A 19,077-nucleotide genomic window follows, 5' to 3' on the forward strand; every position below is an offset into this window, starting at 1 on the left:
CCGGACGCATGCCCGCACCTCCCCCACTCGCTTAATACCGATCCTGTATCGCCGGATGCGAAATCAGTGTTGGACCGGCATGAGTCGTTGCTCGTAGCGTCGTCACCGGGGGCACCCATCACGCCCTACCTCGACTCCAGGAGCAGAACGCAGATGACGTCTTCCTACACCCCGTCAGAGCTCGGCAGGCGCATCGGATCCGGCCTGCTGTCCTTCCCCGTCACCCACTTCACGGCCGACGACCACTCCTTCGACGAGAGCGCCTACCGCGACAGCATCACGCGCCTGGCCGGGTACGAGGTGGGCGGCCTGTTCGCCGCCGGCGGCACCGGCGAGTTCTTCTCTCTGACGGGCGCCGAGGTCGAGCGCGTCGTCGCCGCCGCCGTGCAGAGCGCCCCCGAGTCGACGCCCATCCTGGCGCCGGCCGGATACGGCACACGTACGGCCGTCGAGTACGCGCAGGCCGCGGAACGCGCGGGCGCCGACGGCATCCTGCTCTTCCCGCCGTACCTCACCGAGGCCGGGCAGGAGGGCCTGGCCGACCACGTCGAGGCCGTGTGCCGCTCCACCTCGCTCGGCGTCATCGTCTACAGCCGCGCCAACGCCGTCTACACCGCACCCACTCTCGCCCGCATCGCCGACCGCTGCCCCAACCTCATCGGCTACAAGGACGGCGTCGGCGACATCGACGCCATGACGCGGATCTACGCCCGTCTCGGCGAGCGCCTCACCTACATCGGCGGCCTGCCCACGGCGGAGACGTTCGCTCTCCCCTACCTCGAACTCGGCGTCACCACCTACTCGTCGGCCATCTTCAACTTCCTGCCCGAGTTCGCCCTCGAGTTCTACGGCGCCGTCCGCGAGCGCAAGCACGACGCCGTCATCAAGCTCCTGGGCGACTTCGTCCTGCCGTACACCGAGATCCGCAACCGGCGGCCCGGCTACGCGGTGAGCATCGTGAAGGCGGGCATGACCGCGGTCGGCCACAGCGCGGGCCCGGTCCGGCCGCCACTGACCGACCTGACTCCGGACGAACTGGCCGAGCTCGCCGCGCTGATCAACGGCCTGCCCACGCCCTCGGCCTGACGTCCCGTCGGAGTGCCCGCCACCGATGTGGCGGGCCGGCCGGTCACAGCTTGAACACCACTCCGCGCCATGTCCACCCCGCGCCGAGGATCGCGTTCTGCAACGGGTCCTTCATCTCCGCGGGGTCGAAGCGGAACACCTCCGTCTTGTGCAGGCGGCCGTCGGACCCCCGCTTGACCTCCCACTGCCGGCTCACCGTGGTCACCTGCCCTCGGGAGTACTCACGGGACCGGGCGAGCCTGGGCGTGTCCCCGACCCACGTGACCTCCCACTGCTCGTCGAGCGCGCGAACCTCATTGCTCTCCGGGACCAGGCGCATCCTCGTCTTCAGCGTCCGGCTCATCCGACTCCGCGAGAAGAAGGTGCGCCAGGCCGGTTCCGTGACCCGCCACTCGGCGACGAGGTCGGCACCCTCGGCCGGGGTGCCATTGCGTACGACGTACGGCACGTCGGGCCCGTTGATCGCGAGCAGCGCGGCGCGGACTTCTCCGACCGGGCGCGGTACGACACCGGTGTCGGGATGCCTGGTGCCGGTCAGTTTGTCGAAGAGACCCATCGGGTCAACCTACGGAGACACCCGCCGTACGGACAAGCTCGCCGCCGGCCTGCGCCATGGCCCTGGGGCAGACCAACTAGCGTTCCGCACTTCGTTTTCGCCGGCTCCGGGAGATCCACCGGCCGGCCTCCGTCACGAGGCCCAGCACGAGTATCGAGCCCAGCACCGATGCCACCAGAACCTGCGAGACGGCTGCCGCCCGCAAGTCCACCTCGAAGAAGCCGACGGCGGCCAGGCCGGGCAGCGCTGAGCCGACACCCAGCACCACGACGATCCGACGTGTCCCGCCGGGAACGGGACTCCCCTGCGCCGCCCAGACCTTCAAGCTCTCCCGGAACCAGAACAACGCCAGAGCCACCACCTCGAGGCCGGTGACCAACACCGCCACGACAAGATCGACCACCCAACCCAACACGCCCCCATGCTTCCGCGCCGACCGGATCCTGGCCTGAGTACGGATACTCAGGCCCTGCACACAGGCGCGATTTTGCCGTCATTTTTGCATCCGACCGCACAACCATTTTATGAATTCCATTCGCGCGGCCACGCGCAAAAAGAATTCGAAGAATGATGGAACTGGCGGACCGCGAGTGCAGTCTTATCCCGTGACCAGGAGCCCGCAGGATTCACTGCGGCACCGAATGACGGGGAAGGTTTCACCGACCATGCACGCTCGCACCCGCACCGCTCTCTTCGCCTCCGCCGCTATCGCGGCCACGCTCTCCCTCACCGCGATCACCCCGGCCCTGGCCGGCACGTCCGCCCACACCACGGCCGTCGCCGCCCCCGCGCCGTCCCAGGGCGACCCGCGAAGCACCACCAACCGCGTCGCCGATTTCTACGGTGCGTACATCGACTCGATCTGGGACAACGAGGACCCGGCCGCCGGCGCCAACGCGAAGGCGCTGCGCTCCTTCTACCTGTCGGCGGCGGCGCAGAAGAAGGTTGCCGCGTTCGAGGCGAAGGAGCACGCCGACGGGATCCTGTTCGCGCAGAACGTGCCCGTGAAGTGGAAGGTCGACTACACGGGATCCGGCGCCGGCCACGCGACCTCGCTCGTCACGCTCACCTGGAGCGACGGCGCCAACCCCGAGGTCACCAAGATCAAGGTCCAGTCGGACCTCCAGACCCGCAAGATCACCGACCTTGCGGCCGTCAACTAGCCCGCACCCGCCTGGCGGTGGCCCGTACCGGAGACGTCCGGTACGGGCCACGCGTATCTCCCTTTCACAGGGCATTCAAAAGCACGGCCGTCGGTCACGATCTCACGGGCCGCGCTTTATCGCAGTATTCTCCGCCTTGCAGTACGTACTCTTCAGCGTCGACAGCATTCGTGTCCTCGAAATGCAGTCCGCTCTGACCGTCTCGGCAGATGCAAGAAATTCAGTACGGCTCGGCTACACGCGGGCGGCCCGGGGCGCTCTGGCCAAGTCAACGGGCTTGCGTTGCACTGACGTTGCGGACGCCGGGACTGCTGCCGTGGTCGTCACGGAAGCCTGGCCGGCCTTGACTGCCCGGCAGACGACAAAGGGCAAGGAGAGTGTCCACTCCCTTGCCCTCTTCAACATATAGCGCACAGGGGGCCTTGCGGCAAGGCCCCGGTCCTGCCGCAGAATGGCCGGCCTAGGCCAGGACCTGCGAAAGTCAGAGATTCGCGTTGTACATGAGCTTTGTTCATGTACGGGGCATGCGCGATCCTCGTCATCGTCGTCATCGCTGCCGGACTTCGCGGACCGCCCGGCCGACAGTCAACTCGTCACGTAGGGGATTTCATGATCGACGTCATCGTTGTGGGCAGCGGACCGACCGGTTTGATGTTGGCCAGTGAGCTGCGGCTGCACGGCGTGAACGTGGTCGTGCTGGAGAAGCTGAACGAGCCGACGAAGGAGTCCCGCGGACAAGGCCTGCACGCGCGCAGCGTGGAGATGATGGACCAGCGCGGCCTGCTGGACCGGTTCCTCGAGGTCGGCGAGAAGTTCAGCGTCGGCGGTCTCTTCGGCGGCATCGTCAAGCCGTGGCCGGACCAGTTGGACACCGCCCACCCGTTCGGCGTCAAGGCCTGGCAGCCGGTCACCGAGCGCCTGCTCAATGAGCGTGCGCTCGAACTCGGGGCCGAGATCCGGCGCGGGTGTGAGGTGGCCGCGGTGAGCCAGGACGAAGACGGGGTGACCGTCGAGTTGACCGACGGCACGCAACTGCGCTCGCGCTTCCTCGTCGGGTGCGACGGCGGCCGCAGCGTGGTGCGCAAGCAGGTCGGCGTCGGCTTCCCCGGCGAACCCGCCACGGTCGAGACGCTGCTGGGCGAAATGGGGGCGACCGAGGATCCGGAGACGATTACGGCCGTCGTCGAGGATGTCCGCAAGACTCAACTGCGGTTCGGTCTCATCCCCCAGGGGGACGGGATATACCGCATCAGCGTGCCCGCCGCGGAAGTGGCCGAGGACCGTGCGACCGCGCCGACCCTCGACGATTTCAAGCAGCAGCTGCTGGCGATCGCCGGCACCGACTTCGGCGTTCACTCGCCGCGCTGGCTGTCCCGGTTCGGCGATGCCACCCGGCAGGCAGAGCGCTACCGGGTCGACCGGGTGTTCCTTGTCGGCGACGCGGCACACATCCACCCGCCGACCGGCGGGCAGGGGCTCAACCTCGGCGTCCAGGACGCCTTCAACCTCGGCTGGAAACTGGCCGCAGCGGTCAACGGCTGGGCCCCGGAGGGGCTGTTGGACACCTACCACGCCGAGCGGCACCCGGTGGGTGCCCGCGTGCTGGACAACACCCGTGCGCAGATCACCCTGCTGGGCACCGATCCGGGCGCGGCCGCGCTGCGGGAGCTGCTCTCGAAGCTGATGGACTTCGAGGAGGTGAACCGGTACGTGACCGGGATCATCACCGCGGTCGGAGTCAGCTACGACTTCGGCGAGGGTCACGAACTGCTCGGCCGTCGGATGCGGGACGTGGAGTTGAAGCGGGGCCGCCTGTACGAGCTGATGCACGAGGGCCGCGGGCTGCTCCTCGACCGGACAGGCAACCTCTCGGTGCAGGGCTGGGCGGACCGGGTCGACCACGTCGTCGACGTCAGCGAGCGACTGGACGTGCCTGCGGTACTGCTGCGGCCGGACGGGCACGTGGCGTGGGTCGGTGAGGATCAGCCGGATCTGCTCAGCCACTTGTCCAAGTGGTTCGGTACTGCTGCCAGTTGAGCGCGTAGGACCGGACGCGAGTGCGGCAGTCGTGAAGTGCGACAGCAGGTGGCAGCAGCACCTCGACAGAACCGGCCCCGTCGGTTGAGCGACGGCGCGGGGGACGGCCGCCATGGGTGGTCCCCCGCGACCTGCACAGGACGAGAGAGATGAGCGACGGACTCGGCTGGATCGCCCGCGAAGAGATCGCCTGGACCGGCTACTGCATCACGCCGGCACGCGGCCTGGATCCCTATGAGCACCGGCCCCCTCCTCGCGGTGTCGAAGGGCGGCGCACACGTCTTCCGGCTGTACTACGAGAGCCGGAACCCGAAGCTGCCGCCGCCCGAGTTCACGTACTTCCACAACGGGGAGTACGTGTGCGGCTTCGACGTGTATATGCATTCGTGGTCGCATGACATCAGGGGCTCACGTCCCGATCTGGTGCGCGCCGCCCTCCAGGCGGCGGGCGTCCCCGACGAGGACAGCCGGGACACGGCGCACACCAAGTCTCTCGCCGTCGTCGAGGAGCAGTTCCACCTCACCCTCCCCAAGGAACAGGTGCTGCACGGCAAACTCCCCGCCGCCCTCATCAGGGGGCAGGAGTCCGTGTGAACCAACCCCCGCTCCACGGCTCATGGCCTACGCGTCGCTGCCCGAGGTGTCGGGGAACGAGTGGTGCTCGTGCGCCACGGTCCAGCGTCCCTCTTCCTTGCGCAGCCCGAGCGTCAGGCGCAGGCGGTTCTCCGGCTGCGCGGCCAGATCGTCCGGCGCTCCGCAGTGCAGCAGAGCGTGGGCGTAGGCGACATCGTCGCCGGCGGTGACGTCGAGCGACACGAGGTCGAACACGGCCCCTTGTGCCTGCCACTCGAAGAACGGCGGCCTCGTCTCGCGGTAGGCGTCGAGGCCGCGGACGCCGTCGTGGGGCGGCGGTACGTCGAACATCACGATGTCGTCGGCGTGGTCGGCCAGGACGCCCTTCATGTCGCCCGCGTGCACCGCCGCGGCCCAGCGCTCGACCAGGGCCCGAATCTGCCGCTCGTCGTCCGTCATGGCCGGCTCACCGTCCTTTCGACGCGCGGCGCGGGCGGGCCTCGGTCGCCGCGTCTCCACGCCCCGTACGTCTCTCCCCCACGCTCATACGCTAGCTCCGTTCGTGTGCGCCCGGGCCCTGGCCTCCGTGACCAACCCGGCCGTCACCACCAGTAGGCCGGCGGTTACACCGAACGCGGCGGTGAGGCCGTTCAGCCACGCGTAGCCACTGCTGCTGGGGTACGTGGTTCCGTCGTCCAGCACGCAGTCGAAGCGCAGCGGCACATAGGAAGTCCGGTGCCCGACCAGGTGCTGGAGGGTGTTGTCGTCGACGGCGTCGCGGCACGAGGGCGCCGGAGACGAGGACGCGCCGCTCTCCGACTCGTGTTCGGACAACTGCACCGCGCCGAGCCCCAGCACGTACAGGCCGACTGCCGCTGCCGCCGCCATCGCGGCACACCAACGCGGCAGATGCAGGGACCAGTCCGCCCGGCGGCCGGGAAGGGCGACGGAGAGGAGCTTGACGACCACCGCGACGACCCAGACGGGGATCGCGACCAGAGCGGGCAGTGCCAGAAAGACGAACACGAGCCAGGCACCCTTCACAGGCGTTCGGCGCGGGCGAGTTCATGGAGCACAGCTCGCCGCTTTGCCCGGAGTAGACCTTCGAAGGCATCAACAGGTTGTGCTCATCGCCTGATCGTCACGGGTTTGCGCTCACCGGGTGGGACTCCCAGTACCAGGTAGATCCGCGCCGGGCGGTGCACAGTGGAGTCATGGCGACCACGGAGTTCGGGCACACGGTGCGGCGCTGGCGCGACCGCGTCCCGCCGGAGGCGGCCGGGCTGCCCGTCGGCGGTGGCCGGCGCGCGCCCGGGCTGCGCCGCGAGGAGCTCGCCATGCTGGCCGGCATTTCCGTCGATTACGTCACCCGCCTCGAACAGGGCCGCGCCACCAACCCCTCCGAGCAGGTCGTCGAGGCGCTGGGCCGGGCGCTGCGTGTGTCCGCGACCGAGCGTGAGCACCTGTTCCACCTGGCCGGGCTCGTACCGCCGGGGCAGGGCACGGTGCCTGCCTTCATCACGCCGAGTGTCCAGCGAATGCTGGACCGGCTGACCGGGACGCCCGTCGCGGTCTCCGACGCCACCTGGACGCTTCTGCTGGCCAACCCCCTGTACACGGCGTTGATGGGCGAGCGGCACGGCGACGAGCGCAACGCGGTGTGGCGCAACTTCCTCGGCGCGGCCGGCCGCGTCCGCCACACGCCGGAGTCCCTGCGCGCGCTCGAGACGGCGCAGGTCTCCGACTTGCGTGCGGCGGCGAGCCGCTATCCGCAGGACCAGCGGCTGCGGCGGCTGATCGCGGAACTGCGCGCAAACAGTGACCGGTTCGCCGAGCTGTGGGATTCCGGCGCCGTCGGGCAGGCCGCGGCGTCGCGCAAGACCATCGATCATCCCGAGGTGGGCGCCCTGACGCTGGACTGCGACATCCTCAGCGTCGCGGGCACCGGCCTGCGCATCATCATCTACACCGCCGAGCCCGGCACCCAGGACGCCGAGCGTCTCGCGCTCCTCGGCGTCATCGGCACCCAGACACTCGCCGGCCACCAGCCCGGCGCTCAGTGGCCGTAGGGCGGCTCGAAGCAGCCGGTCTCCATGTACGGGCCGTTGACGTCGACCTCGTAGTTCGTCTTCTGCACGAACGCCGTGACGCATGCGTCGGCATGCACGCGAAGGCCGACCTGTGCGCCTTCGGGCGTGACGTACTGGTCGGTCTCGTAGCGCGCGTCCATCCCCCGTACGCTCAGCGTCCCGCCGGCCCGCTCGCCCCCGTCGCCGCTCCCCTCCTGCGCGTAACCGAGCTTGAGGAGTGCCGCGCGGACGGTCTCGGGGTCCCACTCCTTCTGCCCCCAGAGGCGCTTGAGCACGGGCTCGATGCGGGCGGCTTCCCGCCGCGCGTCCTTCTCGCTGGCGGGCGACATGTCGCCGGCGCGGCGGTAGGCGTTGTTGTCGCCGATGTGCGGCGCGCCGTCCACCACTCCGGGCTCCACGTAAGGGGAAGCGGAAGGAGGCGTCGTGGCGGAAGAAGGTGAGGGAGGCGGGCTGGAACTCGCGGATGAGGTCGGCAGTCCGGCCGCCGTGTCCGCGGCGTGCTCCTCGCCGCAGCCGGTCAGCGTCACGGCAGCAGCGCTCAGCAGGAGCGCGAGCGCGGCGCACCGTCCGCGCATCGGCGTCGTCAAGGTCAGCATGGGCGAGACTCTGCCATCGCCGAGCCGTCTGTGGGGGCCGCCGAGCCATGTTGTCCGCGCCTGCGTGACACCGCGTCCGTCCCGTGGGCCGGTCCTCATCCGGCGGCTGACCGGTATTCCTTCGGAGGCGATCCGTACCTGCCGCGGAAGGCGTGGCTGAAGTGGAACGGCCCCGCAAAGCCCGAGGCCGCGGCCACCTGGGCCACGGTGAGTTCGGTACCCGTCAGCAGGCACGCCGCATGCTGCAGCCGCGCCTCCCGCAGGGCTCGCATCGGCGTGGAGCCGGTCTCCTCGGCGAACAGGTGGGCGAACCGTGAAGGTGACAGGGCCACCGCCGTGGCAAGGGAGTCGACGGTGTGCGCGGCTGCCGGGTCGGCGTCGATCAGGGCCTGGGCGCGGCGCACGCGCGCGTCGCCGGGGCCGGTGACGCCGGACGGGGAGGTGGCGAGCAGCAGGGCGCGCTCCACGGAGCCCAGGGCCAGCGCGGCGGCGTCCGGGCCCGTCGCCACCGAGGCCGGGACGGTGCGGCGCGTGGCGCTCATCGGGCGGGGCGGAGCGCCGGCGCCGGTCCAGCGGCTGTCGGCGTGCGCCTGCCGCAGCGCCGCGGCGACGCCGGTACGGGATCCGGGGTGGACATCGGGCATGACGTGACAGCCGCTGCCGAGGTCGTACGGGCGCAGGCGCTGCTCCCAGCCGGGGCGCAGCAGGAAGTGGGCCCACCACAGCCCCCAGTGGTCGGCGTCCGGCGCGGTCCGGTAGGTGTGATGTACCCCCGGCGCGAGCAGCACCAGGCTCCCGGGTCCCGCAACCGTCCCGGCGCCGCCCTGGCGGACGTGACCGGCACCGGACTCCGTCCACAACAGGAGCCAGCTCGGGGCGCCGGCCGTCCTGCGGACCGCGTAGTCGGGCTGCCCGTCGTGGCGGCCGACGATCAGGACACCCGGGGGCGGAGCAGCAGTTTCACGAAGGTCTGTGGCGGACACGCGCATAGCCTGGCACACCGGCGCGGTTCTACGGTCGTTGTATGAACACAGTCGATATCTCGACCTTCGAGGCCTCGGGCTACGCGATCGCCCGCCAGCTCCTGTCACGCGAAGAGGTGGCCGCGCTCACCGACAGCTTCATGGAATATCCCCGACGAGGCTCTGTACCAGGGCACTTCCTGCCGTCGGCGCAGAATCCTGACGGCCCGCACGATCCGCTGCGCGAGTACCCACGCATCATGCACCCCCACCTGATCGACGACACCGCCATGCGTTACCTGCTCGACCCGAGGATCACCGCGATCGTCGCCGAGCTGATCGACGAGGAGCCGATAGCAGCGCAGAGCATGCTGTACTTCAAGCCTCCCGGCGCACGCGGGCAGGCGCTGCACCAGGACAACTTCTATCTCCGGGTCGAGCCGGGCACCTGTGTCGCGGCGTGGGTGGCGCTCGACCACGTGGACCGCGACAACGGAGGGCTCGAAGTCGTCCCCGGCACGCACCTCATGGACCTCTTCTGCCCCGAGGAGGCCGACCCCGACACGTACTTCACGAGGGAGTACGTGCCACCGCCGGCGGGCCTCGCGCGCGTGCCCGTCGACATGGAGCCGGGCGACGTCCTCTTCTTCAACGGCAGCCTGGTCCACGGCTCCGAGCCGAACACGACCACGGACCGGTTCCGCCGCAGCTTCGTGTGCCACTACGCCCCGCGTTCGGCCCGCCGCATCGCCCGCCACTACCGCACGTTCACGCTGGAGGGCCAGGAGGTCTTCCTGGCCGAGGCGGAGGGGGGCGGCCCCTGCGGTACGGAGTTCCCGGTCACGTCGCCGCACTAGCGGCTCTCGTTCGGATCATGCCGGGTTCGCGGGGCCTGGCCCGCCCTCCCCCGAGTCTGACCGCGATGGCCGTCGACGCGCTCATCTTCGCCGCAGAGGACGCCGGGGCGACCGCGCCGCAGCTCTGGCCCAGTGGCAGCAGTGCATCCTCCGGCACGAGGTGGAGCACGGCGGCGGCCGCCCTCGGTGACGGGGTCAGCGCTGCGGCGGCTTGATCAGGTACATCCGGCGGGCCAGATCCAGCGCGGTCAGCAGCACCCAGGCCCCGTTCCACCGGTATTCACGGCGCTGCTGCCACACCTCACCGGTACCGCTGGGGTCGGCGGCGCGTGCCTGAATGACGACCTGGGACCGCTGGTCCCAGCTCGTGATCTCGTCCGCGTGGCTGCGCACCTCCCAGTCCCTCCCGCCACGGATCGCCTGGGTGATGTACGCGGGAATCGCCTGGAACCGCGCCCCTTCGGACAGGGCCACGGCCAGCGCCTCGACTCCGGTCGCCAGCGTGTGGGTGCTCGTGTTCGGGTCATGGTGGAAGATGTCGCGCACCGCACTCCGCAGGCGGCCCCGGCTGATCGTGGTTCCGGGGAGATTCCGGTAGTTGACGCCCCAGCCGAAGTGCTCCCTGCGGACGCCCGGGTACACGTTGCCCGGGACCATGTCCCTCGTGCGGCCGTCCACCTGCTCGGTGAACGTGTAGAAGACCCGGCGGCTCGCGTCCCTGTTCTCCACGTAGAACCCCAGCAGATAGCTGTCGGACCGGCGGAAGACTCCTCGGACCATACCGCCCAGGATGAACTCGTCCTCGGTGAACCGTCCGATGTTGATCGACTGGAAGGCATTGGGGTCGGGGTTCTGGATGAGGTGGCCGGCGCCGGGCCGTCGGACGCTCTCGTCCCCCAGCATCGCGTTGCGGACGTTCGCGACCGTGCGGGTGTAGAGGTCGGCGAAATCCTCGTCGTCCGTCACCGCCCTCGGCTGTGCCTGCTCCTGGGGCTGTGGCTGGGCGCGGGCGCTGTGGTCCTGCCCGATCCGGGCTGGTGCGCCGTAGGTGACCGCCCCTCCCGCGCCCAGCGTGCCCGCCAGCACCGAAACCACCACAGCCGCGCTGACCAACCGCCGGCGCACCGGCCCGCGTTCAGACCGTTCGGCCCGTTCGCCCCTTCGCGTCATCTCTTCTGTGTCTCCCATGTCAGGCCCAGAACTCGAACTCGGCCTGCAGCGTGCCCCTGGTGACCCGGCCCCCGTCGCTGTAGTAGAGGGCCTTGTACTCCGCGCCCTTCGTCAGGTTCGCGTCGATCAGGGTCGAGCCGTACGCGCCGCAGTTGGCGTTGCCGCAGGCCCAGTCCCACGTGACGCGCTTGCCGTTGCTGTCCTGGATCTCGATCCAGTCCCAGCCGTTGTACGGATCCCGCCCCGAGGGCGCCACCCAGGTGACACTGACCCCCTTGACGTGGGACTGGTACCAATAGCCCCTGAACTGCGCCGGTGACACTTCACTGATCAGGTAGTCGGTGTTGATCTTGCCTGGCTGCGGGTCCGCGGGACCATCGCTTTGGACCGTCGGCGGCTGCCAGTGCTCACGCGCCGGGTCGGCCGCGGGAGCCGCCTGCGCAGCGGCCGTCGTCGGCTTCTCCGAACCCTGCGACGCGGCGGAAGCCGTCCCCAGCGCCACCGCGGACACACTCGCGAGCACCCCGGCCATGATCGCGGCCCGCCGCCGGGGCGGATTCGCCCCGGCCCGTAAGGAAGAAGCCTTTCCCGTACCTCGCGTGCGGAACAACATGCGTACTTCACCTCGCTGTTGATCGGTGATCGATGCGAGTGAAACGCTAGGGAACGGTGATCGACATTCCTTTAACGATCGCTCAACGCGAGTCACGAGAGGCCCTGGACGTGACGGTCCTGGGCGGACAGGTGCTCAGCTTCCGCTCCTGACCTCCAACGCCCTTCCCAGGACGGGCGCCAGGGCTTCGGCGTAGCCCTCTGCCACATGGCTTTCGTCCCGGTAGACGAAGGTGTCGTACACCGCGACGGGACAGTCTCCGTGCGTCGTGCACAGCCAGGGCTGCGGGTCGATCACGGAGACGCCGGTCGAGCGTGCCGCTGCCTTCGTGGCGTTCCTGCGGGTCACGTCGTGCAACGCCTCGGGGACGCGGACCGAGCAGTCCCGCAGGTGCAGGGGGTGGATGGCAGCGCAGTCGAGTACGTCCTCGCGAGGCCAGGGTGTGTCGAGGAGCGCGACGACCCGGGCGCCTGATCGCGAGAGCTTCCGGAACGTCCGGACGTAGCCGTCGGTCCATCCCGCGAGCGGGTCGCGCATCGTCTGCGCCGGGGTGCCCGCGTCGGAGGAGGACACGAGAACGAGTGAGGGACGGAGCTTCTCGATCCGCGAGAGCGCGTCGGCGCGCCAGCGGTCACATGTCGTATAGGGACGGCGTGCGTTGACGATGGTGACCGTGGCCGCCTTGCAGGAGGCCTTGGTCATCGATATCAGCTTCCAATGGTGCTGCAGGGCAAGGACGTTGAGCGCCGGGAACCACTGGGCCGCGTGGGAGTCGCCGAAGAGTACGACGACATCCTTCGAGGACCGGTCTCCGTACACGCACATGGGTGCGCTCGTGCTGGCGTAGTTCTGGTGGCACCCGTCCCGGTACACGGCGGACCGTACGTCCGTGATCCCTGTGAGTGGCGGTGTGAGGTTGTCCGGCAGGCGGGTGCCGGTCGTGCCGAGGGCCTGCGTGAGGCGCGCGCCGGGGTCCGGGGCGGAGGCCAGGGCGTCCTTGAGTACGGGAGCGGGCTCGCCGGAGCTGATCGACGGCGGGAAGGCCGCCGCGATCAGCGCGGTGGACGCGGTGACGGCGGTCAGGGCGAGGCCGAGCCGCAGGCCACGGCCCGGGCGGCCGCGCAGGGCCCGGTGGAAGCGCACCGGGTTCTCGATCAGGCGCAGGGTCAGCCACGCCGGGAGCAGAGCGGTCACACCAAGGGCCAGCTCCAGGTGCGTGCCGGCAGGCCTGTCCAGCGCCTTCGGCCCGATGACCAGGAACGGCCAGTGCCACAGGTACCAGCTGTACGACAGGCCGCCGAGCCAGGTCACCGGCCGTGCGGTGAGCATCCGGCGCGCTCCCGGCCACGCGGGCGAGGTGCCGCCGACGATGACGAGGGCGGCGCCGATGACGGGTGCCGCCGCGGCCGTTCCCGGGAAGGGCGTGTCGGCGTCGAAGCGCAGCGCGGCGGCGACTATGCAGGCGAGACCGGCCCACGTCATCGCCACGGCCACGCCGGACGGCAGACGCGGAGGCCGGAGCAGGGCGAGCGCGACCAGCGCTCCGGCGCCCAGCTCCCAGGCGCGCGTGTGCGAACCGAAGTAGGCCCACGGCGCCGACTGCCCGGTCACGTAGACGCTCAGCCCGAACGACAGCGCGCACAGCGCCACCAGGGGTATCGCCAGGAGCGCGCGGCGCCGCCTCGACAGCCGCCAGCCGAGCAGCAGGAGCAGCGGCCACACCAGATAGAACTGCTCCTCGACGGCCAGCGACCAGAAGTGCTGGAACGGGGACGGAGGGCTGCCCTCCGCGAGGTAGTCGGTGCCCGTGGCCGCGAGGCGGAAGTTCACCGCGTACAGGGCGCTGGCGAACGCGTCGCTCATGTACTCGGCGAAACGGATCTTCGACAGGAACAGCCACGATCCGGCGAGGGTCACCAGGACGACGAGGGCCGAGGCGGGGAGCAGGCGCAGCGCCCTGCGGGCGTAGAACGCACGGATCGATATGCGGTCGGAGGCGGACAGTTCGCGCAGGAGCGAGGACGTGATGAGGAAGCCCGAGATCACGAAGAAGACGTCGACCCCGACGTAGCCGCCGCTGAACCGTGTGACCCCGGCGTGGCCCAGGACGACCAGAGTGACAGCGAGGGCCCGGAGCCCCTGGATGTCAGGGCGCTGCCCAGACGCGGCGTGTGTCGCGCCCGGCGGGGGTGAGGTGCGCCCGGCGTCGGACGCCGGCTTCTCTTCCACCGTCCCCGTCGACTGCGTGGCGGGTTCGGTTGCTGCCTGTCCGGCGTGCGTTCTTGCGCGAATTACGGCGTACGGAGTCCTGGTCACGTCTGGGACTGTCCGGTCAGACCCGTGTGTTGCGGCCGCGCACCCTTCTTTTTGAGCACTCAACCAGGTGTTCACCGGCAGGGCGCCTGCGAGTCGTCCGGTGTTGCGCCGGCGCCCGGCACCATGGCGTGGCTCACGCAACGGCTGCCGCGGAACGGAGACATGCGGTCATGGAGGACTCACTGCGCGCCCGGATCAGGGCGGGTGACGCCGATGCCTTCGCGGAGCTCTTCGACGACACCTCTTCCGAGGTGCACCGCATGGCGTTGCGCGCGACGGGCGACTGGGCGCAGGCCGAGGACGTCGTGTCGCTCACCTTCCTGGAGATATGGCGGCTCCGGCAGACGGTGCGCCGCGAGGACGCCCCGCTCCGGCCGTTCGTCCTGGGCGTCGGCCTGAACGTCCTGCGCAACCAGTCCCGCTCGGCCCGCCGTCATCGCGCGGCCCTGGCCCGGCTGCCCGCCTGCGAGCACCTGCCGGACTTCGCAGACGAGGTGGTCGACCGCATCGCGGACGCCGAACAGGTCGCCGCCGCCCGCACGGCACTGGACGCGCTGAACCGCGCCGAGCGCGATGTCGTCCTCCTGTGCGGCTGGTCGGAGCTCAACTCCGAGGCCGCCGCCGAGATTCTGGGCGTGGCACCTGGCACGGTCCGCTCGCGCCTGTCGCGGGCGAGGGCGCGGCTGCGGGCGTCCGTCGACGCGTAAGCCCACGAAGGCAGCGACCCGCACGCCGGTTCAGAAGTCGACGGACGGCCTGTCGAGGAGGCGCGCTCCGATCACCGCGGTCCGCAGTGTGTACCGGTGGACCGGGTCGGCCGGGCCCGCGCCGGTCGGCTGGTGGACACGTTCCTGGCGGTACGTCAGGGCGCGCACGCTCAGCGAGAGCCGGCGGGCCGCCGCCGGGCCGCCGCCGCGCCGACGCAGCCCACATCAAAGTAGGCGGTGAGAGCCGACCGGGTCCACGAACTTCACTGGTAGCCCTGCCCATTGGGGAAACTCCCCGTCGACCAGGAGCCTGACGAGGGCCTCACCGATCGCAGGGCGCGCCTCCGCGGAATTCGTCGTCGCCGACCACAGTTCCTCGTCCCGGCCCGCCGCTACGGCAGGCATCCTGAGCCATCGCAGTCGTGCGCCGCCGCACCCGTCCACCGGTTTTCACCGGAGTACCCGCCCTCACCTGACCTCTCACTCCTCCGAGTCCCGCAGACGCGCCTCAATACCGTCGAGCAGGAACGTCAGGCTGAGTGCGAACTGCTCGTCCATATCGGGCCCGGACGGTTCCTCCATCCAGCGCGCCAGCAGTTCGTGCCCGCCCTGCTGCGCCACTCCCCTGACCGCGTTGACCGCCGCGGCCAGCCGCTCGGGCGTGTCGATTCCCAGCCGGCGGCGCATGGCGTGCTCCTCGGCCTCCTGCTGTGCGCCACCGAAGACATGCCGGTCGAGCAGGGCGGCGTACGCGACAGCCTCCCCCAAGGCGGCGCCGCGCCCCACGAGCACACGCAGCTGGAACTCGGTGCGGTGCAGCATGTGCGGACCCAGCGGGGGGCGGGTCGGGACGAGCTGCGCGAACCACAGGTGTCTCTTCGCCATGGCCCAGCTCTCCATCGCGATCCCTCGCAGGTCCGCGCGCCAGTCGGGGCCCGGCTCCGCCGGCACGGGAATCTCCGCGGTGGCGGCGTCGAGCATCAGGTCGACGAGTCCGTCCTTGCTCATCACGTGGCGGTACAGCGCCATCGGCGTGTACGGCCCGAGGCGTCGGGCGACCGCGGCCATGGTCAGGGCCTCCGCTCCGCCCTCGTCGGCGACCGCCGTCGCGGCCCGCACGATGTCGTCCCGCTCCAGCGGGCTCTGCCGGCGCTTCGGCGGCTCCGCACGGGTCCAGATCAAGGGCGTACCGAACTTGGGCCACGCGGAACCCTTCGGCGTTCCTGCCGTCGTCCCCGGCACATGACAACGCGCAGTACGCGCGCTTCGTGAGCCAACTGGTGACCCGCTGCAGGGGCCGTATCGACTACTGGCAGTGCAACAACGAGCCGAGCAATACGGGCCTCCTCTGGGACGACACCGCGCCCGAGTACGTCGAGCAGCTCACGGCCTTCACCCGTGCGGTGCGTGCTGCCGACCCCTGCGCGCGGACCGTCCTCGGCGGCTGCGGCCACGACGTCCTGTCGAGCCCGCCCGGCAGCGCGGAGCGCGTCTTCTTCGACCATGTGGTGGAGCACGGCCGCGACGCGTTCGACCTCTTCTCCGTGCACCTGTACGGCGACCCGCACGACATCCCGGATCATGTGGAGCCCGTGCGCGCGATGATGCGCCGGCACGGCTACGAACGGCCTGTGGTGGCCGGTGAGTACAACGGGCCGACACTGTTCGAGTTCCCCGAGGCCCAGGCCGCGTTCCAGCAGGAGATGATGGCGGCGTTCGCGTCCCCAGCCACCGGCGCGGACGCGGAGCCGCCGGACCGCGGCACCATGCGGGCGCTCTACGCCCGGGAGGCCGAACTCCCGGACTCGCTGCGGATGTTCCTGGAGGACTGTCCTGCGGAACTCGCCGCGCGCAGGGACCGGATCAACTGCCGCCAGGTCGTGACCCGCAACGTTCTCGCCCTGGCCGCCGGCGTGTCCCGCACCGTCTGCTGGAACCTCGCGTCCGAGATCCCCGGCTACCACGACCGGCTCAACATGATGGGGTTCCTGTTCGGCAAGCTCGCCCTGCTCGACTACGACGGACCGGAGCTGACCGGACGTCACCCTTCGGCCGACGCGTTCGCCCGCCTGGCCGGACATCTGGACGGCGCCGACGGCGTGCGCCGCCTCGCGGTCGGGGCACGTCCGGACCTGTACGTCTTCGAGGTGTCGCGGCCCGGGCGCGGCCCCCTCGAGGTCGTGTGGACAGCAGGGGACGTGTTCACCGGCGAGGACGAGCCGCCCACACGGATCGAACGTCCGTGGCCTCATGTGGAGGTTCACGCCGTGGACGCGTTCGGGGTCGCCGTACCGGTGACGCGTGACGGGTCACTCGTCCGCTTTCCCGTGTCCGTGACCCCCGTGTTCCTGTCGTCCGAGCCTGCGTAGCCGGTGAACGGCCCGTCAGGCGCGGCCCGCGGCCTTCTGGCTCCCGCGGGCGGACCCGACCGAGCCCCGGCCGCCGAACAGGCTCGCGCCGCCCCTGACGGCGGCGACCGGCATGACGTGCGCCGTCGATGTTGCCGCCGACGGCGAAGATCTGTGGCCTGTAAGTGGTGCGGCGGAGCACGAAGTCGAGGAGTACCAGCAGGATCAGGAAGATGAGGAGGGCACGTGGCAGGCCCTGGTGGCGGTTGAGGATGTAGGCCGTGGCGAAGGCGATCGCGGCAAGGAGGACCGTGCGCAGCACGATCCGGGCGACCGGCCGGAACAGCACCCTGGCGACCTTCCGCCGTCTGGCGTCCAGGAGCGACGCGGCCAGGAAGAGTCCGCCGCCGACGGCCGCGGTGACGTAGGCGGCGCCCGGGCATGGAAGCCGCCCAGCTCAGGCGTGCGAGGATCGCCCGGTGACGATTCCAGGCAGCGGCGGCCTCACCGAGTACCTACGTTTCCAGGCAGTCTCGCCGAACGAGCGGGGACACTTCACGGGCGTGTTCGGGCTGGTCAACCGTCTCGGCCGGGCGGGCAGGCTCAGCGAGGAACAGGAACTCTTCCGGCGCGAGAACAACGCCTGGTACGACCTCGCGTACCCCGACCCCTCGAAGGTGGACCCGTCGGTCTACGACCCGGCGGTCAGCCCCACCGCCACGGCCTGGTTCAAGCCGACGGCAACGCACCTCATGGAACGCGTCGACGGCTACCTGGAAATCCTCGCCGCACACGGAGTCGACTGCCGCATCGTCCGGTCCTCCGACCCGGGCCAGGTCATCTACGAGGACGAGGTCCAGATCGTGGTCGTGCCCCGAGGGGAATCCAATGGATGACCTCGGTCCGCTCGACTGGGACCAGGTCGAGCAGCGCGCGGCGCGTGGTGACACGTCGTATCTGCGGGAGTTGGCGGCCCGGCTCGCCGAGCGGCGCGAGGCCGCCGCAGAGCAGGCGCGGGAGTACGGACGCCATCTCGCCCATGTCGTACGGGTACTGGCACTCACCCCCGGACGTGACAGCCTGACGCAGTTGCTCCTGCTCCTCGACGAGAAACAGGCGTCGACCGGCCTCCACCCACGCTTCGTCGCTTCACTCCTCGCCGAGCGCCACGAGCCCGCCGATCTGGCGGCCACCGTGTTCGACCGGCCCCACGCGGACCGTCTCGACGAGCTGCGCGGCTGCCTCTTCCACGAGTTGATCCTTCGCGGCGTGGACGTCGACGACTTCCGGCCGCTGCGCACCTGGACGATCGTCCGGCCGGGCTGGTCCGCCCTCGCATGGCTGCCGGATCAGCTCCGCGCCATGGAGACCACCCTTGACTTCCCCAGCCGGTCGCTGCGCGGCTCGGCCAGAGGCGGCGGATCGGGCCTGCCCACCGAGGGCCGGATGGATCCGCCCACGCCAAGGGTGACCGCCCGTTCCGCCCTTCAGGACGTCGCCACCACGGACGTGTACGAGAGCATCGTCGCCGCCCCGGAGGCCGGGGAATGGGGTGACCACGGAGCGTGGGTCTTCCGGCTCGACGAGGCCGTCGCACCGGAGCAGGTGCCGGCCCTCCTTCCGACACTGCCCATGCCCTGCGTCGACGGGCTCGGCCCCACGGGCCGCTTCGAGATCGCGATCCGCCCGGTGGACGAGATCTGGCGGCTGCTCTTCGCCACGGCGTCGATGGGCGGCATGTACAGCACGGGCGTTGACGGTGCCTACGGACGGCTCTGGGCCTGGCGTTCGCTGGCGGGCCTCAGTGGCACCGCCGCGGACGCGAGCGCCGATGAGGTCGAGCGACACACGAGCCAGAGCACGTGGTTCCACTTCGAGGCCGACGCGGAGTGGTTCCACAACGACCTCTGCGCCGACTACGGCATCGCCACGCTCTCGCCGGACCGTCGCCGGCTCGCCGTCCTCGCCGCCACGGACACCGACTGATCAAGCCCCGCCAGAGC

At 70.3% G+C, this 19,077-nt stretch carries 21 protein-coding genes and 1 pseudogene; 11 read left to right on the plus strand and 11 right to left on the minus strand.

Annotation, left to right across the window (positions count from 1 at the left end; all coding sequences use genetic code 11):
* Nucleotides 1–153 precede the first annotated feature (153 nt).
* Entirely contained in the window at nt 154–1,086 is a 933-nt protein-coding gene (kdgD, locus tag OG698_RS04080) for a 5-dehydro-4-deoxyglucarate dehydratase (protein WP_406101457.1), read from the plus strand.
* Nucleotides 1,087–1,129: 43 nt separating this feature from the next.
* On the opposite strand, the gene OG698_RS04085 is transcribed toward kdgD, so the two are convergent.
* Both OG698_RS04085 and OG698_RS04090 read right to left on the minus strand, forming a co-directional pair.
* Nucleotides 1,130–1,642, minus strand: a complete 513-nt coding sequence (locus OG698_RS04085; RefSeq protein ID WP_406101458.1) for a hypothetical protein — start codon at nt 1,640–1,642, stop codon at nt 1,130–1,132.
* 76 nt (nt 1,643–1,718) lie between these two features.
* On the minus strand, nt 1,719–2,057 hold the full coding sequence (locus OG698_RS04090) for a hypothetical protein (RefSeq protein ID WP_406101459.1): 339 nt from the start codon (nt 2,055–2,057) through the stop codon (nt 1,719–1,721).
* A gap of 250 nt (nt 2,058–2,307) precedes the next feature.
* On the opposite strand from OG698_RS04090, the gene OG698_RS04095 reads away from it, so the two are divergent.
* From OG698_RS04095 to OG698_RS04105, 3 genes are all read left to right on the plus strand, one after another.
* A complete protein-coding gene (locus tag OG698_RS04095; RefSeq protein ID WP_100593855.1) occupies nt 2,308–2,805 on the plus strand; it encodes a hypothetical protein in 498 nt (165 codons plus the stop codon).
* A 609-nt stretch (nt 2,806–3,414) separates the two neighbouring features.
* On the plus strand, nt 3,415–4,842 hold the full coding sequence (gene rox, locus OG698_RS04100) for a rifampin monooxygenase (RefSeq protein WP_406101460.1): 1,428 nt from the start codon (nt 3,415–3,417) through the stop codon (nt 4,840–4,842).
* A gap of 234 nt (nt 4,843–5,076) precedes the next feature.
* Nucleotides 5,077–5,436, plus strand: a complete 360-nt coding sequence (locus OG698_RS04105; RefSeq protein ID WP_406101461.1) for a hypothetical protein — start codon at nt 5,077–5,079, stop codon at nt 5,434–5,436.
* A gap of 27 nt (nt 5,437–5,463) precedes the next feature.
* On the opposite strand, the gene OG698_RS04110 is transcribed toward OG698_RS04105, so the two are convergent.
* Nucleotides 5,464–5,874, minus strand: a complete 411-nt coding sequence (locus tag OG698_RS04110; RefSeq protein ID WP_406101462.1) for a nuclear transport factor 2 family protein — start codon at nt 5,872–5,874, stop codon at nt 5,464–5,466.
* 84 nt (nt 5,875–5,958) lie between these two features.
* Nucleotides 5,959–6,441 carry a hypothetical protein gene (locus tag OG698_RS04115; protein ID WP_406101463.1) on the minus strand — a complete coding sequence of 161 codons (483 nt, stop codon included), beginning with the start codon at nt 6,439–6,441 and terminating at the stop codon, nt 5,959–5,961.
* Between the two features lie 188 nt (nt 6,442–6,629).
* Between OG698_RS04115 and OG698_RS04120 the strand changes: the two genes are divergently transcribed.
* Nucleotides 6,630–7,484: a helix-turn-helix transcriptional regulator gene (locus tag OG698_RS04120; protein ID WP_406101464.1), complete on the plus strand. Its 855-nt coding sequence runs from the start codon at nt 6,630–6,632 to the stop codon at nt 7,482–7,484.
* Here OG698_RS04120 and OG698_RS04125 read toward each other — a convergent pair.
* A complete protein-coding gene (locus OG698_RS04125) occupies nt 7,472–8,101 on the minus strand; it encodes a hypothetical protein (protein WP_406101465.1) in 630 nt (209 codons plus the stop codon). The two genes, OG698_RS04120 and OG698_RS04125, sit on opposite strands and share 13 nt — an antisense overlap.
* A gap of 95 nt (nt 8,102–8,196) precedes the next feature.
* Complete coding sequence (locus tag OG698_RS04130) at nt 8,197–9,090, minus strand: helix-turn-helix domain-containing protein (protein WP_406101466.1); 894 nt, start codon at nt 9,088–9,090, stop codon at nt 8,197–8,199.
* A 35-nt stretch (nt 9,091–9,125) separates the two neighbouring features.
* On the opposite strand from OG698_RS04130, the gene OG698_RS04135 reads away from it, so the two are divergent.
* Both OG698_RS04135 and OG698_RS04140 read left to right on the plus strand, forming a co-directional pair.
* Complete coding sequence (locus tag OG698_RS04135; protein ID WP_406101468.1) at nt 9,126–9,920, plus strand: phytanoyl-CoA dioxygenase family protein; 795 nt, start codon at nt 9,126–9,128, stop codon at nt 9,918–9,920.
* Between the two features lie 17 nt (nt 9,921–9,937).
* A complete protein-coding gene (locus OG698_RS04140) occupies nt 9,938–10,135 on the plus strand; it encodes a hypothetical protein (RefSeq protein WP_406101469.1) in 198 nt (65 codons plus the stop codon).
* Here the strand turns inward: OG698_RS04140 and OG698_RS04145 are convergent.
* The 3 genes from OG698_RS04145 to OG698_RS04155 form a co-directional block, all read right to left on the minus strand.
* Nucleotides 10,116–11,006 carry a ribosome-inactivating family protein gene (locus tag OG698_RS04145; protein WP_406101470.1) on the minus strand — a complete coding sequence of 297 codons (891 nt, stop codon included), beginning with the start codon at nt 11,004–11,006 and terminating at the stop codon, nt 10,116–10,118. The genes OG698_RS04140 and OG698_RS04145 overlap by 20 nt on opposite strands.
* Nucleotides 11,007–11,109: 103 nt before the next feature.
* Nucleotides 11,110–11,622 carry a hypothetical protein gene (locus OG698_RS04150; protein WP_406110833.1) on the minus strand — a complete coding sequence of 171 codons (513 nt, stop codon included), beginning with the start codon at nt 11,620–11,622 and terminating at the stop codon, nt 11,110–11,112.
* Nucleotides 11,623–11,838: 216 nt separating this feature from the next.
* The gene (locus tag OG698_RS04155; protein WP_406101472.1) at nt 11,839–14,019 is read right to left on the minus strand and encodes an acyltransferase family protein; all 2,181 of its coding nucleotides are present in this window, start codon (nt 14,017–14,019) and stop codon (nt 11,839–11,841) included.
* A gap of 170 nt (nt 14,020–14,189) precedes the next feature.
* Here OG698_RS04155 and OG698_RS04160 point away from each other — a divergent pair, with 170 nt between their 5' ends.
* Nucleotides 14,190–14,726: an RNA polymerase sigma factor gene (locus tag OG698_RS04160; protein WP_406101473.1), complete on the plus strand. Its 537-nt coding sequence runs from the start codon at nt 14,190–14,192 to the stop codon at nt 14,724–14,726.
* Nucleotides 14,727–14,756: 30 nt separating this feature from the next.
* Here OG698_RS04160 and OG698_RS04165 read toward each other — a convergent pair.
* Both OG698_RS04165 and OG698_RS04170 read right to left on the minus strand, forming a co-directional pair.
* A pseudogene (locus tag OG698_RS04165) lies at nt 14,757–14,968 on the minus strand (PucR family transcriptional regulator); the annotation flags it as partial.
* Between the two features lie 238 nt (nt 14,969–15,206).
* The gene (locus tag OG698_RS04170; protein WP_406101474.1) at nt 15,207–15,908 is read right to left on the minus strand and encodes a TetR/AcrR family transcriptional regulator; all 702 of its coding nucleotides are present in this window, start codon (nt 15,906–15,908) and stop codon (nt 15,207–15,209) included.
* A gap of 86 nt (nt 15,909–15,994) precedes the next feature.
* On the opposite strand from OG698_RS04170, the gene OG698_RS04175 reads away from it, so the two are divergent.
* The 3 genes from OG698_RS04175 to OG698_RS04185 all read left to right on the plus strand — a co-directional run bounded on the left by OG698_RS04175 (nt 15,995) and on the right by OG698_RS04185 (nt 19,060).
* On the plus strand, nt 15,995–17,095 hold the full coding sequence (locus OG698_RS04175) for a hypothetical protein (RefSeq protein ID WP_406101475.1): 1,101 nt from the start codon (nt 15,995–15,997) through the stop codon (nt 17,093–17,095).
* 458 nt (nt 17,096–17,553) lie between these two features.
* The gene (locus OG698_RS04180; RefSeq protein ID WP_406101477.1) at nt 17,554–17,970 is read left to right on the plus strand and encodes a hypothetical protein; all 417 of its coding nucleotides are present in this window, start codon (nt 17,554–17,556) and stop codon (nt 17,968–17,970) included.
* A complete protein-coding gene (locus OG698_RS04185) occupies nt 17,963–19,060 on the plus strand; it encodes a DUF6183 family protein (RefSeq protein ID WP_406101478.1) in 1,098 nt (365 codons plus the stop codon). Before OG698_RS04180 ends, OG698_RS04185 begins: the two co-directional genes overlap by 8 nt.
* Nucleotides 19,061–19,077: the final 17 nt, after the last annotated feature.

Origin of the sequence: Streptomyces sp. NBC_01003, assembly GCF_045162695.1 — a bacterium.
In the GTDB taxonomy this organism is placed as follows: Bacteria; Actinomycetota; Actinomycetes; order Streptomycetales; family Streptomycetaceae; genus Streptomyces.